Below are 21,185 nucleotides of genomic sequence, written 5' to 3'. Positions count from 1 at the left end.
TTCCTAGTTTTTAAAATGTTCCGATACGCTTGAGTGGCCAAAAGCGGAATTTGGCTTCACCAGTGATATCTTTTGCCTTAAAGGTACCAACATGTCGACTGTCGCTAGATACCAGACGGTCATCACCAAGTAGGAGGTATTCTCCTTCTGGAACAGTGAAGGTGAAGCTAGTGTTGTAATTAACATCTAGGGTAAAGGCTTGAGCCTTTTGGGCAATGGTTCTAAAGTATTCTCCCTTTTTACCATCCCAACCAGTTCCAGTATAAGTGCTTTGGAGTTTATCTTCCTTGAAACGCTTAAGGTATTCTGCTAAATAGGGCTCATCAGTTTCTTGACCATTGATATAGAGCTTGTCGCTTTCGTAACGGATAGTATCTCCTGGCATACCAATGACCCGTTTAACGATATCCTTGTTCCCATCGTCTTCATGAGCAACCACAATATCAAAACGATTGATTGGGAGATGTTTAACCACAAAGAGGACTTCTCCATCTGCCAAGGTAGGATCCATGGAATGTCCTTCTACACTGACATTTCTCCAGAGAAAGAGACGACTAAGGGCGATAAGAGTGATAATGAGGATAAAACTCCACTCTTTTAAAAACGATTTAAAATATTTCATAATTTACCTTTCTAGCAGTTTTTTTGCTTTTTCAGTATTTTTAAAGTGTAGTTTGGCGCAGAAGTTGAGTCCCTGCCTACCATAAGCTTGGAGGATTTGGCTAGCTACCTTATCAGAAGTCGCTCCAGCCCCACTTGGAAGTTGGTAACCAAGTTCTCGTCCCAGATTTTCGAGATTTTCTAGAAAGAGATCACGTGCAATGATTGAGCTAACAGCGACAGCCAAGTATTTACCTTCGGCTTTTTCCTCCAGACTGACTGGATTGGAAAAATGATTGGCTTCATTTTTCAAGTACTTTTCATAATTTTGAGCACTAGTAAAAGCATCGATAACAATCTTTTCAGGATGAACTCCTTTTTGGAGTAAGAGGAAAATGGCTTGATTGTGCAGAGCTACCTTTACGGAAACGGCATTGTAGCGCTCACCGATGACTTCATTATACTTGCTGGGAGAAAGAAGCAGAGCTTGGTGATGGATTCTCTCCTTAAGCAGAGGGGCGAGCTGACGAATCTTTTGGTCTGTCAGAGTCTTAGAATCCCCAACACCTAGTTTTCGTAGGAAGTCATGCTGGTCAGGAGTCACAAAGGATGCTACTACAGCCAGACCACCGAAATAGGAACCATTCCCCACCTCATCTGTTCCAATCAAGGGGAAATTTTGTCCGCTAGTTCCTTGACTGACCTGATAACCAAAAAAATTGGCATAGTTTTCAGCCATTTCTCCCTGAAGCAAGACTTTTCCAGAAGTATAGACGGAAACACTTGCCTGTGGAAGCTTGAAAAAGTAGCGAATATAAGGATTTTTACTAGGAGTCAGTTCCTGTTCATATTGCTGAACAAAGGTTTGGATTTCCTTTTCACTCGGGGTTAATGTAATACTTGCCATAGTTCTTATTGTACCATAAAAGCCGCAGAATTGGTAAAAACTGACAAACTTAGTGAAATTTGGTATAATATCGTGAGGTGAATTTTATGGCAAATTTAAATCGATACAAGTTTACATTCGGAAAAAAAACATTGACCCTAACAACTGAGCATGACAACCTCTTTATGGAGGAAATTGCCAAGGTCGCAACAGAAAAATATGAAGCAATCAAAGAACAAATGCCTGGAGCGGATGATGAGACAATCGCTATTTTATTAGCAGTCAATAGCTTGTCAACTCAACTCAGTCGTGAGATTGAATTTGATGATAAGGAGCAAGAATTAGAAGCTCTCCGTCATCAGGTTGTAGCAGCAAAACAGGAACAGAGCAAGATTGAGGATTCCCTATGATTTCCGTCCTTCTCTTATTGGTTCTTGCATGGAGCTTTTATATCGGTTATCGTAGAGGGTTAGTTCTCCAGATTTACTATTTTGTAGCAACTGTAATTTCAGCTCTTCTTGCAGGAAATTTTTATCAATCTTTAGGGAAACAATTTGATTTGTTGATCCCATATGCAAGTCCACAGGAAGGACAGGGAACCTTCTTTTTCCCATCAAATCAACTTTTCCAGCTGGACAAAGTCTTTTATGCAGGTATTGGATATCTATTAGCATTTGCCGCCTTTTATTGCATCGGTCGTTTGATTGGACTCTTTTTTAACCTAGTACCAACCAAAAAGTTTGGTGGCAAATATTTTCGCATCGGTGCGGGAGTCTTATCAGTTGGAGTGACCTTATTTGTCCTCCAGATGATACTGACTATTCTTGCGACTGTTCCTTTACAAATTGTTCAAAATTCACTTGAAAACAGCTTTGTAGCTAAACATATGATTCAAAGTATTCCAGTGACTACTGACTTGATTAAACAACTCTGGGTAACCAAACTAATCGGATAAAAAGGGCGGGAATTATTCCTAGCCTTTTGTTTACAATTCCAAAAGTTAAGGAGACTTTTAAGAAAGCTTGAGAACTTGAATACAGGGTTTTTAGGCTTATAACTAAGGAAAAGAAAATGAATAAAAAAATACTAGAAACATTAGAATTTAATAAGGTCAAGGCTTTATTTGAGCCCCATCTTTTGACGGAACAAGGATTAGAACAATTAAAGGATCTAGTTCCGACAGATAAAGGGGATAAGATTAAGCAAGCTTTTGCAGAGATGGAAGAAATGCAAGAGCTCTTTGTTGAGCATCCTCACCTCAGTATCTCGGGAACAAAAGACATTGCTGCAACCTGCAAACGTTTAGAAATGGGAGCAGATCTCAACATCGAGGAATTTCTCCTTCTCAAACGCGTCATTTTTGCTAGTCGTGAATTAAAGAATTTCTATGACAATCTTGAAAATGTACGTTTAGAGCATCTAGCTAACTGGTTTGAGAAACTTCATGATTTTCCACATTTGCAGGGGAATTTACAAGCCATCAACGAAGCTGGATTTATTGAGAACTTTGCTAGTGAGGACTTGGCACGAATCCGCCGTAAAATCCATGATAGTGAAAGTCAAGTCAGAGATGTCTTGCAAGATCTTCTCAAACAAAAGGCCCAGATGTTGACGGAAGGTATCATCACTAGTCGAAATGGTCGCCAGGTTCTTCCAGTTAAAAATACCTATCGTAACAAGATTGCCGGTGTCGTTCATGATATTTCTGCCAGTGGGAACACTGTTTATATCGAACCACGTGAAGTGGTCAAGCTAAGTGAGGAGATTGCAAGTCTTCGTGCAGACGAACGCTATGAGATGATGCGTATCCTCCAAGAACTCTCTGAAAGAGTAAGACCGCACGCGGCAGAAATTGCAAATGATGCTTGGATTATCGGACATTTGGACCTGATTCGTGCTAAGGTTCGCTTTATCCAAGAGACGGAGGCAGTAGTACCTCAAGTGTCTGAGGGACAGGAGATTCAACTGCTGCACGTTCGTCATCCTCTTGTAAAAAATGCAGTCGCAAATGATGTGCACTTCGGCAAAGAATTAACAGCTATCGTCATCACTGGTCCAAATACGGGTGGTAAGACTATCATGCTAAAGACCTTAGGTTTGACGCAATTGATGGCCCAGTCTGGACTGCCAATTCTAGCCGATAAGGGCAGTCGTGTAGGGATTTTCGAGGAGATTTTCGCAGATATCGGAGACGAACAGTCCATCGAACAAAGTCTCTCAACCTTCTCTAGTCATATGACCAATATCGTAGATATTCTTGGTAAGGTCAATCAAAACTCGCTCTTGCTACTAGATGAGCTTGGAGCAGGTACAGATCCCCAAGAAGGGGCTGCTCTTGCCATGTCTATTCTAGAAGACTTACGTCTGCGTCAGGTCAAAACTATGGCAACCACTCACTATCCTGAACTCAAGGCCTACGGAATTGAAACGGCCTATGTTCAAAATGCAAGTATGGAATTTGATACAGCAAGCCTGCGTCCAACCTATCGTTTTATGCAGGGAGTTCCAGGTCGAAGCAATGCCTTTGAAATTGCTAAACGTCTAGGCTTGTCAGATGTCATCGTAGGTGATGCCAGCAAGCAGATTAATCAAGACAATGATGTCAATCGGATCATTGAGCAGTTGGAAGAGCAGACACTTGAAAGCCGGAAGCGTCTTGAAAATATTCGCCAAGTCGAGCAAGAAAACCTCAAGATGAACCGTGCCCTTAAAAAACTTTATAACGAGCTCAATCGTGAGAAAGAAACTGAACTCAATAAGGCGCGTGAACAAGCTGCTGAGATTGTTGATTTGGCTCTAGCTGAGAGTGATGATATACTTAAAAATCTTCACAGTAAATCTCAACTAAAACCACATGAGATTATTGAAGCCAAGGCTAAGCTCAAGAAGTTAGCTCCTGAAAAAGTTGACCTTTCTAAAAACAAGGTCCTCCAAAAGGCCAAGAAAAAACGAGCTCCAAAGGTTGGGGATGACATTATCGTTTTAAGCTATGGTCAACGAGGTACCTTGACCAATCAACTCAAGGATGGACGTTGGGAAGCACAGGTTGGCTTGATTAAGATGACGCTTGAGGAAAAAGAGTTTGACTTGGTTCAAGTCCAGAAAGAAGCGCCAGTCAAGAAGAAACAAGTTAACGTCGTTAAACGTGCAGTAGGCAAAGGTCCACAAGCTCGACTAGACCTTCGTGGCAAACGCTACGAGGAAGCTATGGAAGCCTTGGATGCCTTTATAGACCAAGCCCTACTCAACAATATGGCTCAAGTAGATATCATCCATGGTATCGGTACAGGAGTCATCCGTGAAGGGGTGACTAAGTACCTACAAAGAAATAAACAGGTCAAGAGCTTTGGCTATGCACCACAAAATGCAGGTGGATCTGGCGCAACCATTGTAACCTTTAAGGGATAAAGTGAAACGAATGAAAATTTGATCCTAGATAAACTACCTCTACCTGCAAGATAATCTGTTACAGTCTTTTCTTTTAACTCTGAACTATATTTCTTCCAGCTATGACGCTCCTTGAGCCCTTCGACACCCTCTGTTTGATACTTACGAATCCAATTTCTGATTGTGTCACCATTTACTCCAAATGCTTTGGTCAAAATAGATATTGACTTCCCTTGTTTAAGGTAAAGATGAACAACTTCTAACTTCTCCTCCACTGATTTCGGACCTCTTTTTGACATACGAAAACTCCCCCTGTAGTTTCTAGTGAAATTTTGTTTTTTCACTGTCCACTATAAGGGGAGTATATCAAACTTTAGTAGTAAGCAAAAGGGGGGCAAAAATATTATAGTCAATTGAAATAAGAACAAGACTATATCGTGCCACTTTCAAGTGGTGTAGTTATCGGTGCTGGAGTTCTGGCCTGTGTAGGAATTGGTTTTCTCTTTCCTAAAGCCAACAAGTTAGAAGAATAATATAAAAAATCTCGAGATTTTCTCGAGACTTTTTCTTTATTGACCTGAGTAATATTTTTGAATCCCTTTGACAATACCTGCAACCAATCTGTTTTGGTAGGCGTCACTGCGGACTTGTTGATTCTCATTGAAATTGTCAATATAGCCCAATTCCAATAGAACCGCTGGTTTATCAGTTTCTCGAAGGACAGCAAAACTACTTTGTAGGAGTCCTGCATCCTTAGCACCAGTTTCAGCTAGTAGTGAAGAGTGGATATCTGCAGCAAGGCGATTGCTTTCACTGATACGGTCAGGGTGGTTATGCCAGTATGGATTGATCTTAGCACGATAGCCACTGTCTTCTTCGTAAGAGTAAGTTTGAATACCAGATCTCCCTGAAGCAGGATTTCCGCTTGCATTGAAGTGAATACTGATGAACATGTCTGAGTCCGTTTTGTTAACCATTTTTGAACGTTCAGTGACAAAGTCGACATAGACATCACTATCTCTCGAAGAAAGAACGGTATAACCAAGACCCTGGAGTTCCTTACGTAGTTTTTGATAAATTTGCATGGTTAGGTCTTTTTCCTGAGTGTTATAATAAACAGCACCAGGGTCTTTTCCACCGTGACCTGGATCTAAGAAAACAGTTTTTGTGTATTTCCCTTTTTCAAATCCACGACTTTCTGGAATTTCAGCAATCCATTTTCCGTTACTCTGGAATAAATGAGTTTGACCGTTTATTTTCTGAGTTCCAGTAACGTAGAGGCCATTTTCTTTCAGGTAGTACCAAGCATTATAGTAGTTATCAAATATCCATTCACTTTTTGCCATGTAACCACCTGACTTGAGGTAGTAAGAGCCAATCCATTCACGCGCTGCATATGTACCACCAGATTTTAAGTAGAACCAGCTATTATAGTTTTTATCGAAAATCCATTCTTTTTCGGCCATAGCTCCACTATCTTTGAGATAGTAGCTACCAATCCATTGGTTATTGGCCATAATACCTTCTTTGTTAAAATAGTACCATGCGCTACCGACTTTTTCCCATTTCTCTTGAGTTGGACGACCAGATGTTTGGGCGAAGTACCATTTTCCTTCTAAATAAACCCAGGACCTTTCAGCCATAGCTCCACTATTGGAGAGAAGGTATCCGTTAAAAATTGTCTTACTTAGCATGATACCATCTTTGTCAAAGTAGTACCAAGAACCACCAATTTTTTCCCACTTGTTTTTGATGACTTTACCAGAAGCAAGTGCATAGTACCATTGTCCATCTTGTTTTACCCAAGCACTCTCAGCCATGGCGCCGCTATTCGTTAATAGATAGCCGTCAAAAATTGTGTTGCTGAGCATGATACCGTCTTGGTCAAAATAGTACCAGACACCACCGATTTTTTCCCATTTTTGTTGAGAAATTTTTCCATAAGCGTTAGCGTAATACCATTTATCTTGGAGTTTACTCCAACCAGAATCAACCATAGCCCCGCTAGTAGTCAAAATATATCCATCAAAAATAGTATCACTCAGCATGATACCATCTTTATTGAAGTAGTACCATTTTCCGTGGATTTTTTTCCAGTTTAGAACAGGGGCATTGTTTTCATAGAAGCGCCAGATATTTTCCTCGAATACCCAACCATCTTTTTGGACTTCTGGAGCCTTGTCTTCTTCTTTCTTAGCTGGATTTGTCGTTTGATTTGCATTTGCTTCAGTTGAAGGTTCGGTTTCCTTGGCTGGGAGACTGTTTTTCTCCACTTTGTCAGTAGCGGTTTCACTGTGTGTTGTTTCTACTGGGGTTGACTGTGCTTGGTTTTCCTCAGCATAGCTAAGGTTGGTGGTTAGACCAAAAACTGAAAGCGTAATGGCACTTGCCAAGAGCGTTTTTTTCACTTGATTTATCTCCTATTTTAACTTTTTTATAATTTTATCAGAAAAGTGCCTCAGATGGAACATTTAGTGGCCAAGATCGAGGTGCTGGTGGGCTATATTATAATAGTTGACTATTTCATCACGAAAATTTGAACAATCATGATGATATAGATGAGCAGTGTTAGTAAAAATCCAGCTCGCCAAAAGAATTTAATAAATTTTGGATAATAAAAACTACGTCTTTTGTTTAAGAAGAAAAAGACTAACACAATTGCTAGTATTGATAAGGCCGTTCCCAATACTGGAAGTTGATTGTGTGTAAAAACCTTAGCCGTAATCAAATAGTATTCAAAAATTAGAAAAGGAAAAGCTAAATCAGCAGCATTGATGCCCCTTTTCTTTAACTTAAAGAGTCTGCTTAAAATAATCGCCAGAGCTAAGGTTAGTACCAAAAGCAAGATGGAAGCAAGTTTCATTAAAATCATACCATTATTGTATCATAAAATTTTGAGAATAGAAAAGTAAATTCCGTGATTTATCACTGTTTTAGCAAAAAATCATTGGTAAGAAACAGATTTTATAATTCCTGCTTGAACAGAATGAATCATGTGTTCGGTACGATGATAGTTTGAACTCTCAATATAAATCTTTTTTATGTTCAACATAGAAAATATATATTAGTCAGAAAGAAAGAATAGTAGTAGAATGAGTAGCAAATAAAACAAAGGAGTTTCTTATGAAATTAGTTACTTTATGGTCAAAACTCTCACTAGGAATTCAATTATTGGTGGCTTTGGTCTTGGGGGTGATTGCTGCAGTCATCTGGCCACAATTTGCAGGCTTTTATCAATTTTTAGGACAAGCCTTTATTAAATTGATCAATATGGTTATCATTCCGCTAATCTTCCCAACCATCGTTGTTGCAGTAGCCGGTGTTATCGGGAAAAAATCTTTTGGAAAAATATTGACCAAGAGCTTGGTTTACTTTTTCGCAGTAACAACTGCTATTACCCTATTGTTTGTATTTGCTAGTTACTATTTAGGATTTGGTCAAGGAGTGAATATTGGTCAAACTGGTGGAAATCTTGATGGGATTGCCAACAATGTAAAATTCAGCGAATTTTTGCTTGGTTTCATTCCATCAAATATCGTTAAGTCGCTTTCAGAAGGTGCCCTCTTGCCAATTATCGTTTTTGCCATCTTTCTTGGTTACGGAATCGGGAATTTTAAATCAGAGAAATCTCAGAAAATTATCCAAGGTTTCCAAATCTGGATTGAAGCCATCTATAAGATTGTTGCAGTGATTGTTAAACTATCACCGATTGGGATTTTTGGATTTATCGCCAAAGATGTTGCCACTACTGGCCTTGATAAATTGATTGGACTTGGTCAGTTTGTCATTGGAACTTATTTGGCTTATGCTGTTTTGGTTCTCCTTATTTTCCCTTTGATTGTAGTCTTCTTTAAAGTTCCGTATTTGTCAGCCTTTCGTGAAAATTGGAGTCTCTTGACACTGGCCTTTGTTACGGGTAGTTCTAGTGTTGTCTTGCCATCACTACTTAAAGATTTGAAAAAAACAGTGGCATGACGAGTATACAATTGATTTAGTTGTTCCTTTAGGATATACTTTTAACTTAGAGGGAGCAGCAGTTTATTTCTCAGTAGCGACAATCTTTATCGCCCACGCCTATGGTATTCAATTTTCTTTATCAAGTCTCTTGTTTACTGTTTTATTGTTGACTTTGATTGGAAAAACTGCAGCAACTGTGCCATCAGGAGCTATCGTAGTTCTACTAGCTGCAGCACCTTAATTGGGCTTGCCAGTTGAAGGAGTGGCCTTGATTTTTGCAGTTGATTTTTTTGTCAATGCCGGCCGTACCATGATCAATGTTTTGGGTCAAATCTTAACAGTTAGCGTTATCGAAAAAACAGAAGGATATATTTTAAAAGAAGAAAAGGAAAGCCAATTATCAGTCAGCTTTTCTTAAGGAGATATGAAAAATGAGTGAAGCAAAAGTTTATGTAATCCATGAGAATCTTGAATGGACCCAGCATTTGGTCAAATGGTTGGAAGAACTAGAAGTCCCTTATGAACTGTGGGATTTGTCTAGTGGGGTTTTAGATTTGCAAAGCCCACCGCCGCAAGGTATCTTTTACAATCGTATGTCTGCCTCTTCTCACACAAGAGGACATCGTTATGCGCCAGAATTTACAGAGCAAGTGATTACTTGGTTAGAAACACACGGACGCAAAGTTGTGAATGGTACCGGTGCTATCAACCTAGAAATCAGTAAAGTCAAACAATATTTGAAGTTAAACGAATCTGGTATCGAGACTCCTGCAACAGTTGCGGTTTTAGGGCAAGAGAACATTATTGAAGCAGCAAGAAAATTGAACATCTATCCTTTGATTACCAAACATAATCGAGCAGGTAAAGGATTGGGGGTTCAACTCTTTCAAAATGAAGAAGAACTTGAAGCCTATGTCAATAGTCCCCTCTTTGAACCTTCAGTGGACGGTATTACCTTGTTACAAGCCTACATCAAGCCAAGTGATGGACGTATCCGTCGTTCAGAGTTTATCAACCAGAAGTTCCTTTATACTGTTTCAATCGATTCTTCAGATGGTTTCCAACTGTGCCCAGCAGATGGTTGCCAAATCGGTAAGAGACCAGAGCAACTGGAAACATCTGAGAAATTCCAGATTACAGAACCTCTACCAGATGGCCGAAGAGAAGCTTATGAGAATTTCTTGAAAAATGCTCAGATTGAAGTTGCGGCGATTGAATGGGTTCAATCAGAGAGTGGAGATATTTATGTCTATGATGTAAATACCAACACCAACTACAATCCTACCGCAGAAAAAAATGCCAATATTTTTGCTCACCAACATTTGGCTCAGTATCTAAAAACAGAATTGCAAGCCCTCACTAGTGGACAATAAAGTAACTAATTCAAAAATCCCCCAGTATCAAATAGCTGGGGGATTGATTTGTTTATACTCTTCGAAAATCTCTTCAAACCACGTCAGCTTCCATCTGCAACCTCAAAATAGTATTTTGAGCTGACTTCGTCAGTTCTATCCACAACCTCAAAACGGTGTTTTGAGCAACCTGCGGCTCGCTTCCTAGTTTGCTCTTTGATTTTCATTGAGTATTAATCGATAAAAAATTATTGATTTGCTTTAAAGTCCGAGTCTTTTAGGCTTTGAACACTGGCATTGATTACTGCACCGATAATCAATATCTTGGCAATGATAATGAACCAGAACATCATGACAACAACGATGATGGAACTGAAAAATCGAACGTCGACTAGATAGTTAACATAATTGTTGAAGTAAGCTGAAAAGATCGTTAATAGAGATATGAGAGTAAGAAGTACGAACAGACTTCCAGGAAGTACGTAACGAATACGACCGACTTTTACATTCGGAAGGAAATAATAGAGCATGATCAAGATCGCAAACAGAAAGGCATAAATCAGCGGTCCTGTAAAATCTTGTAAATATGCAAATAGAGAACTTTCGGATTTCCAGTAGTTTTTTAACAGATCCAATAACATATGACCAAACATACTTAGGAATAGAGCAAGTGCAAAGAGAATCTGTAATCCCAAACTAACCAGGAGACTCATCAGTTGATGGGAAATAAGCCCTCTGTTTTTAGCAATTCCATAAGCTTTATTAAAAGATTTTTGGAGGAAATTCATGGATTTTGAGAAGGTCCAAAGGGCTGAGATAACTGCAAAGCTCAAGAGACCAGCAGATGGTTGAGTCAGTACTTCTCGAGCAATCTTTGCTACTACATCATAGATCGTATCTGGTAAAAATTCCTTTAGTGTGATCAAGAAATCAGAGATTGGAATTTGAAAATAAGGCAAGATATTGACAGCTATCATAAGTAAGGGGAAGATTGAAATCAACCAATAATAGGCCACGGCTACACTAGTTAATTCAATATCTGAAACACGATAGTAGTGCAAAAAAGCTTTCAATAAAGGCCTATTGGTTAGTTGTTTCCACAACTTTTTCATTGCATAATCCTCCACAATAATAACCTAAATCTTAATTTCTGCGAACTAATTCCATCATATCATAAGGTAGTGTGTTGGCTGCTTCTTTTAGAGAATAGGTTTCTAGGTTGTTTACATTTTGTCGTAATTTTTTGGCATACTGGGCTGAGATGAGTTTTTGTTTTTCGTATTCAAAGATAGACTTACGTTCTAGATAGTAGCCTCTCAACATTTCATCAATGTTATTGGGTTTGATACGATTGATAACCCGTTCCACAAAGGCACCACTGGTAATATGACTGGTTTCACGGAGACGTGATTCCTGCATAAAGCTAATCAAGGAACTCTTATAAATCCCTTTCAGGTTTTCCAAACTTTCGATGATGATTTCAGTGTTGGCTAGGTAGAGCTCTGCAATCTGATCATAATCGATGGCTAGTAGTCTTTGATTTCCCTTGTCTCTCCAAGAACGGAAGGTTTTTCCAAATGTGAGCAATTCATGAAGGAGAAAACGCACAATCCGGATAGAAACTAGGAAGTAGTAGGTTAGGCGAGAAGCAAAGTTTCGCTTAATATTGTTCTCCATGCTTTTCAAGTACCGTTGATAAACACGATAACCTCTTTCACCGATTTTGCCTTCTTCATAGGCCTGTTCCAAACCATCGTTCTCGATACTGAGAATCAAGAGTTTAAGAGCTTCCCAGTCTTCTTGGATTTCTTTGTTTTCTTGGCTGAGGATGAGATTTTCAATCCGTCCGTGATAATTATCGATAGCAGCATAGAGGGGAACCTTGTTTTTAGTATGTTCCAAATCTTTCTCTAACTCCATGGCAACATCGTTTAGGATAGCGATGTGCATGAGATGATCCTTAGATGGTTCTTGCTCTTCAGAAAGGTGTGGCAAGACCAATAATCCAGTAAGGAAACTGACCAGGGTTACACCAGCTACGAGGAAGAGAAGGAGCGGATATTCCTGCTCTAAGTTAGATGGTATCAAGAGGATGGTAGCAATAGAAACCGTTCCTTTAACTCCAGAAAATGTCAAGAGAAGCATATCTTTGACATACTTGTGGAGACTTTTTTGAAGTTTCTTTATTCGAAACGCGTAAAAGCCGTAAATCATGAGAAAGCGGATGGCAAAGAGTAGGAAGGTTAAGAGGAAGATAGTGATGAGAAGGAGCACATTGTTATAAAAAGCACTCTTAAGAATTGGCTCCGCAATCATCTCCAGTTCCATTCCCAAAATAACAAAGACAGAACCATTAAGCATAAAGGTAACAGTGTGCCATACAGTCTCTGTAACAGTATCAACTTGGGCTTCAAGCAGATTTATTTTCTTGAAACGACTAGCTTTTAAAATACCAGCGACAACGACCGCAATAATTCCAGAAACATGAATCTCTTCAGCTATGAAGAATGTTAAAAGTGGTAAACTGAGATCCAGCAAGAGTTCACTGGCGATATCAGTAGCTCGTACGCTGAGGAGGAAGGAGTGAAGGGAGCGATTAATGAAGGCTGTTATAAGGCCAACTGCAAAACCTCCAACGATGGAAATAACTAGGGAAATTCCTGCTTGAGCGATTGAAAATGTCCCTGTTGTCCAAGCAATGAGAGCAACACGAAAGGCTACTAGACCAGAAGCATCATTCAGAAGTCCTTCCCCTTTTAGGATATTAGAAACCCGTTTCGGAAAGGTGAAGCGTTCCGAAAGAGAAGCGAAGGCAACCAGGTCAGTAGGCCCCAAGGCAGCACCAACTGCTAGGCAGGCAGCTAATGGTAAGCTAACCCAAAGAATATGGGCAAGCCCCCCCATACTCAGGGTTGAAACAAAGATGACAGGGAAAATCAGGTAGAGAACGATTCTCCAGTGCTTTAGGATAGAAGTTACATCTGCTTCTTGAGCTTCTCGAAAGAGAAGCGGGCCAATGACTAAAGCTAGGAACAACTCAGTATCTAAGTGATATTGGTTGTTGGGTAAGCAAAGCCCAATTCCAATCCCTAATAAAATTTGAATCAGGGGAATGGGTAAAAAGGGAAGAAGTTTATTGGTCGTGCTAGAAACAATAAGAACTAGTAAAAATACTAAGAGATAAAAAAGTAAATTCATTTTCCACCTCCCTATTTTTGGTTACGACAGACTTCAAAAAGTTCCTTTTGTTCTTGAATTTTTTGATCAATCTTTGAGCAGTCCTTATGTTCGATTTTTTTCTGACAACGCTCCATTTCAAGAGTAATCAGTTTTTTCTTGATTTTCAACATTTTCTTGCTCATTCGAGCTTCGTCTAGAATCCCGACTGCACGTTCGTGTTGAGTAGATTCAACGAAGTTGTGACGCATGGCTTCTATTTTATCTTTTAGGTACTGTTTATCCATGGCGATACCTTTCTAATTTTTCAATCATGACTAAAAACGGTGGATTGTTGATCTGGTTGAGAGTGCGATAGATCGCAGCAGTATATTCTTCTTGTGGTAAGTGACTGACAAAACCCATGACTGCATCTCGTTCTATATCTCCGCCTTCATGCCCGTAATAAATCATGATGGCTATTCGTCCACCCTTAACCAGCATATGGCAAAGTTTCTCCAGTGCATCAAGGGTTGTTTGAGGTTGGGTGATAATACTTTTATCAGCTGAAGGAAGATAACCAAGATTAAAGATGGCAGCTTTCACCTCAGTTACAAACTGATCCACGGTTTCATGACCTTGTAGGATTAATTCTGCATTGGTCAAACCAGCTTCTTGTAGACGTTGGCTAGTCTTTTCTAGAGCTTGTTCCTGTATATCAAAAGCGTAGACTTGTTTAGCCAACTTGGCGAGAAAAAAGGTATCATGGCCATTTCCCATGGTCGCATCAACAACAATATCCTCTTGGGTGATGACTTGGGCAAGAAAATCATGCGCTATTTCAAGTGGTCTTTTCATTCATAAACTCCTGTTTTACAGCCTTGCATCCTTGGACGCTACCACGTCGTCTCATTTCAGCTTCAATGCTATTTAGAACTTCCCATTTGTTGAGACTCCACATAGGACCAATCAACATATCCCTAGGCGCATCACCTGTAATCCGATGGATAACGATATGTTTGGGAATAATTTCTAGTTGGTCACAGATAACCTTGACATATTCATCCTGACTCATGAGCTGCAAACGACCTTCATGATAATCCCTTTGCATCCGAGTATTGGTCATGAGGTGAAGTAGGTGAAGTTTAATCCCTTGGATATCATTGTCCCTTACACAACGCCGAACGTTTTCCACCATCATTTCATGAGTTTCACCGGGCAAACCATTGATCAAATGGGCAACAATCTCAATCTTCGGATACTTCCGAAGTCGTTTGACAGTCTCCACGTAGAGTTCATAGGAGTGGGCGCGGTTAATCAATTCTGAAGTTTCTTCATAAGTAGTTTGTAAACCTAACTCTACGGTAACATGCATTCGCTCTGATAATTCTGCCAAGTATTTAATTGTCTCATCAGGAAGGCAATCTGGTCGAGTTCCAATATTGATGCCAACTACACCTGGTTCATTGATAGCTTGTTCATAGCGTTCTCGAATCACTTCAAGTTTTTCATGTGTATTGGTAAAATTTTGGAAGTAAACCAAATATTTTTTAACTTCAGGCCACTTACGATGCATAAAGTCAATTTCTTTATAGAATTGCTCACGGATAGGAGCATCAGGTGCAACGATTGCATCTCCAGAACCAGAAACTGTGCAAAAAGTACAGCCTCCATGTGCCACAGTCCCATCTCGGTTTGGACAATCAAATCCAGCATCAATAGGAACTTTAAAAGTTTTTTCTCCGAATAAATTTCGATAATAATCATTCAAGGTATTATAGGATTTCATAGCTAATATTATAACAAAAAATGGCAGTAAACTCAAAAATGGTCAGTAAGAGATAGCCTACCAGAAAGTGAAGCGAAAGAAAAAGTCAAATTTTTTTTATAAAAGCCTTTACAAAAAAATAAAAAGTGGTAAAATTAAAACATAAACATGCGCAAACGTTTTCGTAAAACGTTTGCCGAATAAATATAAAGGAGATTTGAATGATGAAAGATACATTCAAAAATGTCTTGTCTTTCGAGTTTTGGCAGAAATTCGGTAAGGCTCTAATGGTGGTTATCGCTGTTATGCCAGCGGCTGGATTGATGATTTCAATCGGTAAGTCACTTGCAATGATTGACCCAAACCTTGCTCCCCTAGTTATTACTGGTGGCGTACTAGAGCAAATTGGTTGGGGGGTTATCGGTAACCTTCATATTTTGTTTGCCCTTGCTATTGGAGGAAGCTGGGCTAAGGAACGTGCTGGTGGTGCTTTTGCGGCAGGTCTTGCATTTATCCTTATTAACCGTATCACTGGTACAATCTTCGGTGTATCAGGGGATATGTTGAAGGATCCTAACGCTATGGTTTCAACAATCTTTGGTGGATCTATCAAGGTTTCTGATTACTTCATTAGCGTACTTGAGGCACCAGCGCTTAACATGGGGGTATTTGTAGGGATTATCTCAGGTTTTGTTGGAGCGACTGCTTTTAACAAATACTACAACTTCCGTAAACTTCCTGATGCACTTTCATTCTTTAACGGGAAACGTTTTGTACCATTTGTAGTTATTCTTCGCTCAGCAATCGCTGCAATTCTTCTTTCAGCTTTCTGGCCACTGATTCAGACAGGTATCAACAACTTCGGTATCTGGATTGCCAATTCACAAGAAACAGCACCAGTACTTGCACCATTCTTATATGGTACTTTGGAACGCTTGCTCTTGCCATTTGGTCTTCACCACATGTTGACTATCCCAATGAACTATACAGCTCTTGGTGGTACTTACGATATTTTAACTGGTGCAGCAAAAGGCACTCAAGTATTTGGACAAGATCCACTTTGGCTTGCATGGGTAACAGACCTTGTAAACCTTAAAGGTACTGATGCTAGTCAATACCAAACATTGCTAGATACAGTTCATCCAGCTCGTTTCAAAGTTGGACAAATGATTGGTTCATTCGGTATTTTGATGGGTGTGGCTGCTGCTATTTACCGTAATGTTGAAGCAGACAAGAAACACCAATACAAAGGTATGATGATTGCGACAGCTCTTGCAACTTTCTTGACAGGTGTTACTGAGCCAATTGAATATATGTTCATGTTCGTTGCAACACCTCTTTACCTTGTCTACGCTGTTGTTCAAGGTGCTGCCTTTGCTATGGCTGATATTGTTCACCTTCGTGTGCACTCATTCGGTTCAATTGAATTCTTGACTCGTACTCCACTAGCTATCAATGCTGGTCTTGGTATGGATATCATTAACTTTATCTGGGTAACAGCACTATTTGCAGTTATCATGTACTTTATCGCCAACTTCATGATTCAAAAATTCAACTATGCTACTCCAGGACGTAACGGAAACTACGAAACTGCTGAAGGTTCATCAGAATCTGCTGCTTCTGGTGAGTCAAAAGTTGCAGAAGCTTCTCAAGCTGTTAACATCATTAACCTTCTTGGTGGACGTGCTAACATCGTTGATGTGGACGCATGTATGACTCGCCTTCGTGTTACTGTAAAAGACGCTGAAAAAGTTGGAACAGAGGAACAATGGAAAGCTGAAGGAGCTATGGGACTTGTCATGAAAGGACAAGGTGTACAAGCTATCTACGGACCTAAAGCTGACGTTTTGAAATCAGATATCCAAGACCTTCTTGACTCAGGTGAAGTGATTCCTGAAACTCTTCCAAGTCAAATGGCAACAGCTCAACAAGATGCTGTTGTATACAAAGGTGTTACTGAAGAAGTATACTCAGTTGCTGACGGTCAAGTGATTGAATTGGATCAAGTTAAGGATCCTGTATTCGCACAAAAAATGATGGGTGATGGATTTGCAGTAGAACCATCAAACGGAAACATTGTATCTCCAGTATCAGGTACTGTATCAAGTATCTTCCCAACTAAACACGCTCTTGGTCTTGTGACTGAAGCAGGCCTTGAAGTACTTGTTCACATTGGTTTGGACACAGTAAGTCTTGAAGGAAAACCATTTACAGTTCGTGTTACTGAAGGACAACAGGTTGCTGCTGGTGATCTTCTTGTCACAGCTGACTTGGGTGCTATCCGTGAAGCTGGTCGTGAAACTACAACTGTAGTTGTCTTCACAAATGGTGATGCGATCAAATCAGTTAAATTAGAACAAACAGGTTCTCTTGCTGCTAAAACAGCAGTTGCAAAAGTAGAATTGTAATATTTAGGAGGTTGGAAGCTGTTTCCAACCTCTTGTTTAATAGGAGAAAAGCATGAAGTTTTTAACACTCAATACCCATAGTTGGATGGAAAAAGATCCTGAACAAAAGTTTCAACTTTTACTTCAAGATATACTTGAAAACAGTTATGATTTGATTTGTTTTCAAGAAATCAACCAGGAAATTACTTCAGCGCAAGTAGAAGCTGGTGCACTTTATCAGCCATTACCATCTGCTGAGCCGATTCATCAAGATCACTATGTTCGTCTCTTGGTAGAGAAGTTAGCTGAGTATGGTCAAAATTATTATTGGACTTGGGCCTACAACCATATCGGTTATGATCGTTACCATGAAGGTGTTGCAATCCTATCTAAAACACCAATTGAGGCGCGTGAAATTTTGGTTTCAGATGTCGATGATCCGACAGATTACCACACTCGTCGAGTTGCTCTAGCAGAAACAGTAGTTGAAGGTAAAGCACTTGCAGTTGCCAGTGTCCATCTCTCTTGGTGGGATAAAGGCTTCCAAGAGGAATGGGCGCGCTTTGAAGCAGTTTTGAAAGAATTGAACAAGCCACTCTTGCTAGCAGGTGATTTTAACAACCCAGCAGGTCAGGAGGGTTACCAAGCAATTCTTGCTAGTCCATTAGGCTTGCAAGACGCCTTTGAAGTTGCAAAAGAAAGAAGTGGAAGCTTTACTGTTCCGCCTGAAATTGATGGTTGGAAGGGGAACAGCGAACCTCTTCGAATCGATTATATCTTTACGACAAAGGATATGCAGGTAGAAAACCTTCACGTGGTCTTTGATGGTAAAAACAGCCCACAGGTGAGCGACCATTATGGTCTCCAAGCAGAATTAGCTTGGAAAGACTAAATAAGGTATTTTAGTAAAAATAAACCAGTCCCCCTTCTACTAGCAGAAGGGGTTGATTTATTTAAGGAGTTAATATAGTTAAAGTTTTTTATTGAATAACTTGTAAAAAAAGATAAAATCCTTTAAAATAAAAAGTGTTGGAGGAATTTATGATTGTAAATCAAATAAAGCGTATGATCCCGACGCTAAAGGTAAATAATAGAAATCTAAATGAATCATTTTATATTGAGACTTTGGGGATGAAACCCTTGCTTGAAGAGTCAGCCTTCTTATCACTAGGAGACCAGTCAGGCATTGAAAAGTTAGTTTTAGAAGAGTCACCAAGTATGAGGAGCCGTAAGGTTGAAGGGATTAAAAAATTAGCTAGATTACTTGTAAAGGTAGAGAAGCCATCTGAGATTGAAGCACTACTAGCTAGAATGGAAGAAATCCCTCAACTCTATAAGGGGGCTAAGGGATATGCTTTTGAGCTTCTTTCTCCAGAAGGGGATTGTATTCTTATTCATGCTGAAGATAATATCAAAGATTTGAAAAAAGTTGAGGAAGAAGTCACTTTTTCAAAAGATGAGAAACTGAGATATTTGACAGCCTTTGAAATCTCTGTGGAAATCAACTTACCAGATGAGATATCAAGCCTACTTGAAAAAGAAGAAATCGAAAATCGACTAGCTTTTAATCAAGCTCAAGGGAGCGATTTACTGGTTGAAAATAATGTAACTTGGGATTTGTCCATGTTGAAATTTCAAGTAGAGAATTTAGATTTGCCTGTATTGCGTCAGCGTTTTGAAGAAGCTGGTTACTTTATTCCAAAATCGGAGAAGTTTTTCCTAACTAAGGATACCAACAATATTGAATTGTGGTTTGAAGCAGTATGAAACAAAAAATCATTCAAAAAATAAAGCAACAAATTGAGGCGGGGATTTATCCTGGTGCCTCTTTTGCATATTATCAGGATGGCGTTTGGTCTGACTGGTATCTAGGAGAAGCAAATCCAGAAATTGGTGAACAGACGCGTGAGGGCTTGGTCTATGATTTGGCAAGTGTCAGCAAGGTTGTTGGAGTAGGAACGGTCTTAACCTTCTTGTGGAAGGAAGGCAAGATTGAACTAGATCAGTTCATAGAAGCTTATCTTCCAGAAGTAGATTATCCCGACATTACCGTTCGACAATTATTAACGCATGCAACGGATTTAGATCCTTTTATCCCAAATAGGGATCAGCTTTCAGAAGACCAGTTGAGGAACGCCATGTTTCATCTTAATAGACGAGAGAAGAGAGCCTTTCTTTATTCGGATGTGCACTTTCTCTTGCTAGGTTTTCTCTTGGAAAACTATTTTGAAAAGGACTTGGATCAGATTTTACAAGAGCAAGTTTTGGATCCTTGGGGAATGAATGAAACTCAGTTTGGTCCAGTTAACTGTGCTGTTCCAACGGTCCGTGGACAGAAAGCAGGAGTGGTCCATGATCCCAAGGCTCGTTTGCTTGGAAAGCATGCAGGTAGTGCAGGTTTGTTTTCGACAGTTCATGATTTAAAAATCTTTCTAGAGCATTATTTGCAGGATGATTTTGCTGCAGACTTAAGTCAGAATTTTTCGGATCTGAGTGATAAAGAACGCTCATTGGCCTGGAATCTTGAAGGTGATTGGCTGGACCATACAGGCTATACTGGGACCTTTATCATGTGGAATCGTAAGAAACAAGAGGCGGTAATCTTTTTATCTAACAGAACCTATGAAAAAGATGAGCGTGCCCAGTGGATATTGGACCGTAATCAGGTTATGGACTTGATTCGAGAGTCAGACTAGGGAGGAAGTATGTCAAAAGCTTTAAAAGGAACTCTTTATACAGTCATTGCAGGTATTGCCTGGGGCTTATCGGGAACCAGTGGTCAGTACTTGATGGTTCACGGGATTTCAGCCCTCGTTCTGACCAATATCCGTTTGATAATCGCTGGTTTACTCCTGATTCTTCTTGCCTATACTAAATCGAGGGATAAATTTATGGCTTTTCTGAAGGATAAATCAAGCCTGTTTTCTCTCTTGTTATTTTCTTTATTTGGTCTTTTTCTAAATCAATTAGCCTATCTATCAGCTATTCAGGAGACAAATGCTGGGACAGCGACAGTTCTCCAGTATGTCTGTCCAGTTGGAATCCTTGCTTACACTTGTATCAAGGATAAGGTGGCTCCGACGCTTTCAGAAAACATCTCTATGTTTTTAGCTATAGGTGGGACTTTTCTCATTGCAACCCATGGGCAATTGGATCAACTCTCGATGACTCCAGCTGGTCTATTCTGGGGTTTGTTCTCGGCCCTAACCTATGCTCTTTATATCATTTTACCCATAAAATTAATTCAAAAATGGGGGAGCATATTGGTTATTGGTGTTGGAATGACCATCTCTGGTTTTTTAGCAGTGCCTTTTACGGGGCTTATCGGTGCTAGTGTTCCCTTGTCTTTTGATACCATTCTAGCTTTTGCAGGCATCATTCTGATTGGAACGGTCTTTGCCTATACAGCCTTCCTCAAGGGAGCTAGTATGATAGGACCAGTCAAGTCTAGCCTTTTGGCTTCGATTGAGCCTATCTCGGCAGTATTTTTTGCCTTCATGATTATGGGAGATATCTTTTATCCTGTAGATTTTCTTGGTATGGCAATGATTTTACTAGCTGTAACAATTATTTCATTGAAGGATCTAATGTTGGAAAAGAAACATCACTCCGTTTAATGGATTAAAACAGTTTTTGATAAGGCTGTTTTTTTTTAATCTTTCAGCAAGTTGGTTCATATAATTTTTTTATAA

General features: G+C 39.6%; 19 protein-coding genes and 1 pseudogene. 10 read left to right on the top strand and 10 right to left on the bottom strand.

Annotation, left to right across the window (positions count from 1 at the left end; translation table 11 throughout):
• Positions 1–10 precede the first annotated feature (10 nt).
• Both lepB and rnhC read right to left on the bottom strand, forming a co-directional pair.
• Complete coding sequence (gene lepB, locus QM867_RS07985; protein WP_075231822.1) at positions 11–622, bottom strand: signal peptidase I; 612 nt, start codon at positions 620–622, stop codon at positions 11–13.
• 3 nt (positions 623–625) lie between these two features.
• A complete protein-coding gene (rnhC, locus tag QM867_RS07980) occupies positions 626–1,507 on the bottom strand; it encodes a ribonuclease HIII (RefSeq protein WP_414315514.1) in 882 nt (293 codons plus the stop codon).
• A gap of 86 nt (positions 1,508–1,593) precedes the next feature.
• Here rnhC and zapA point away from each other — a divergent pair, with 86 nt between their 5' ends.
• From zapA to QM867_RS07965, 3 genes are all read left to right on the top strand, one after another.
• Positions 1,594–1,896 (top strand): cell division protein ZapA, encoded by a 303-nt coding sequence (gene zapA, locus QM867_RS07975; protein ID WP_000002025.1) that lies wholly within the window; start codon positions 1,594–1,596, stop codon positions 1,894–1,896.
• Complete coding sequence (locus QM867_RS07970) at positions 1,893–2,441, top strand: CvpA family protein (RefSeq protein ID WP_414315513.1); 549 nt, start codon at positions 1,893–1,895, stop codon at positions 2,439–2,441. Before zapA ends, QM867_RS07970 begins: the two co-directional genes overlap by 4 nt.
• A gap of 116 nt (positions 2,442–2,557) precedes the next feature.
• On the top strand, positions 2,558–4,894 hold the full coding sequence (locus QM867_RS07965; RefSeq protein WP_414274096.1) for an endonuclease MutS2: 2,337 nt from the start codon (positions 2,558–2,560) through the stop codon (positions 4,892–4,894).
• Here the strand turns inward: QM867_RS07965 and QM867_RS07960 are convergent.
• From QM867_RS07960 to QM867_RS07950, 3 genes are all read right to left on the bottom strand, one after another.
• Positions 4,837–5,172 carry a transposase gene (locus QM867_RS07960; protein WP_410530119.1) on the bottom strand — a complete coding sequence of 112 codons (336 nt, stop codon included), beginning with the start codon at positions 5,170–5,172 and terminating at the stop codon, positions 4,837–4,839. The genes QM867_RS07965 and QM867_RS07960 overlap by 58 nt on opposite strands.
• 270 nt (positions 5,173–5,442) lie before the next feature.
• Positions 5,443–7,281, bottom strand: coding sequence for an N-acetylmuramoyl-L-alanine amidase (locus tag QM867_RS07955; RefSeq protein ID WP_414315512.1), 1,839 nt, complete (start codon positions 7,279–7,281; stop codon positions 5,443–5,445).
• A 110-nt stretch (positions 7,282–7,391) separates the two neighbouring features.
• Entirely contained in the window at positions 7,392–7,745 is a 354-nt protein-coding gene (locus QM867_RS07950; RefSeq protein ID WP_414315511.1) for a DUF3397 domain-containing protein, read from the bottom strand.
• 251 nt (positions 7,746–7,996) lie between these two features.
• Between QM867_RS07950 and QM867_RS07945 the strand changes: the two are divergent.
• Both QM867_RS07945 and QM867_RS07940 read left to right on the top strand, forming a co-directional pair.
• A pseudogene (locus QM867_RS07945) lies at positions 7,997–9,248 on the top strand (dicarboxylate/amino acid:cation symporter).
• Positions 9,249–9,261: 13 nt separating this feature from the next.
• Positions 9,262–10,203, top strand: coding sequence for an ATP-grasp domain-containing protein (locus QM867_RS07940; RefSeq protein WP_153225626.1), 942 nt, complete (start codon positions 9,262–9,264; stop codon positions 10,201–10,203).
• Positions 10,204–10,430: 227 nt separating this feature from the next.
• Here the strand turns inward: QM867_RS07940 and QM867_RS07935 are convergent, their stop codons facing one another.
• Genes QM867_RS07935 through QM867_RS07915 form a run of 5 tightly spaced genes read right to left on the bottom strand, consistent with a single transcriptional unit; the run spans position 10,431 to position 15,127 of the window.
• Positions 10,431–11,294 (bottom strand): YihY/virulence factor BrkB family protein, encoded by an 864-nt coding sequence (locus tag QM867_RS07935; RefSeq protein ID WP_414315510.1) that lies wholly within the window; start codon positions 11,292–11,294, stop codon positions 10,431–10,433.
• Between the two features lie 31 nt (positions 11,295–11,325).
• Entirely contained in the window at positions 11,326–13,380 is a 2,055-nt protein-coding gene (locus tag QM867_RS07930; protein ID WP_414315509.1) for a cation:proton antiporter, read from the bottom strand.
• Positions 13,381–13,391: 11 nt separating this feature from the next.
• Complete coding sequence (locus QM867_RS07925; RefSeq protein WP_049548182.1) at positions 13,392–13,646, bottom strand: hypothetical protein; 255 nt, start codon at positions 13,644–13,646, stop codon at positions 13,392–13,394.
• A complete protein-coding gene (locus tag QM867_RS07920) occupies positions 13,639–14,196 on the bottom strand; it encodes a class I SAM-dependent methyltransferase (protein WP_414315508.1) in 558 nt (185 codons plus the stop codon). Before QM867_RS07920 ends, QM867_RS07925 begins: the two co-directional genes overlap by 8 nt.
• Positions 14,180–15,127, bottom strand: coding sequence for a TIGR01212 family radical SAM protein (locus tag QM867_RS07915; protein WP_075231835.1), 948 nt, complete (start codon positions 15,125–15,127; stop codon positions 14,180–14,182). The genes QM867_RS07920 and QM867_RS07915 overlap by 17 nt, the downstream gene beginning before the upstream one ends.
• 200 nt (positions 15,128–15,327) lie before the next feature.
• Here QM867_RS07915 and QM867_RS07910 point away from each other — a divergent pair, with 200 nt between their 5' ends.
• The 5 genes from QM867_RS07910 to QM867_RS07890 all read left to right on the top strand — a co-directional run bounded on the left by QM867_RS07910 (position 15,328) and on the right by QM867_RS07890 (position 21,110).
• Positions 15,328–17,514 carry a PTS transporter subunit IIBC gene (locus tag QM867_RS07910; protein WP_414315507.1) on the top strand — a complete coding sequence of 729 codons (2,187 nt, stop codon included), beginning with the start codon at positions 15,328–15,330 and terminating at the stop codon, positions 17,512–17,514.
• Between the two features lie 52 nt (positions 17,515–17,566).
• Positions 17,567–18,385, top strand: a complete 819-nt coding sequence (locus QM867_RS07905; RefSeq protein WP_414315506.1) for an endonuclease/exonuclease/phosphatase family protein — start codon at positions 17,567–17,569, stop codon at positions 18,383–18,385.
• 149 nt (positions 18,386–18,534) lie between these two features.
• Positions 18,535–19,260, top strand: a complete 726-nt coding sequence (locus QM867_RS07900; protein ID WP_414276154.1) for a CppA N-terminal domain-containing protein — start codon at positions 18,535–18,537, stop codon at positions 19,258–19,260.
• Positions 19,257–20,189 carry a serine hydrolase domain-containing protein gene (locus tag QM867_RS07895; protein ID WP_414315505.1) on the top strand — a complete coding sequence of 311 codons (933 nt, stop codon included), beginning with the start codon at positions 19,257–19,259 and terminating at the stop codon, positions 20,187–20,189. The genes QM867_RS07900 and QM867_RS07895 overlap by 4 nt, the downstream gene beginning before the upstream one ends.
• A 9-nt stretch (positions 20,190–20,198) precedes the next feature.
• Positions 20,199–21,110 carry a DMT family transporter gene (locus QM867_RS07890; RefSeq protein WP_414294739.1) on the top strand — a complete coding sequence of 304 codons (912 nt, stop codon included), beginning with the start codon at positions 20,199–20,201 and terminating at the stop codon, positions 21,108–21,110.
• Positions 21,111–21,185 lie beyond the last annotated feature (75 nt).

Source organism: Streptococcus infantis, from assembly GCF_047463635.1.
Lineage (GTDB): Bacteria > Bacillota > Bacilli > Lactobacillales > Streptococcaceae > Streptococcus > Streptococcus infantis_W.
Note: the sequence above shows the minus strand (reverse complement) of the source record. Positions and strands in the feature narration are given on the sequence as shown.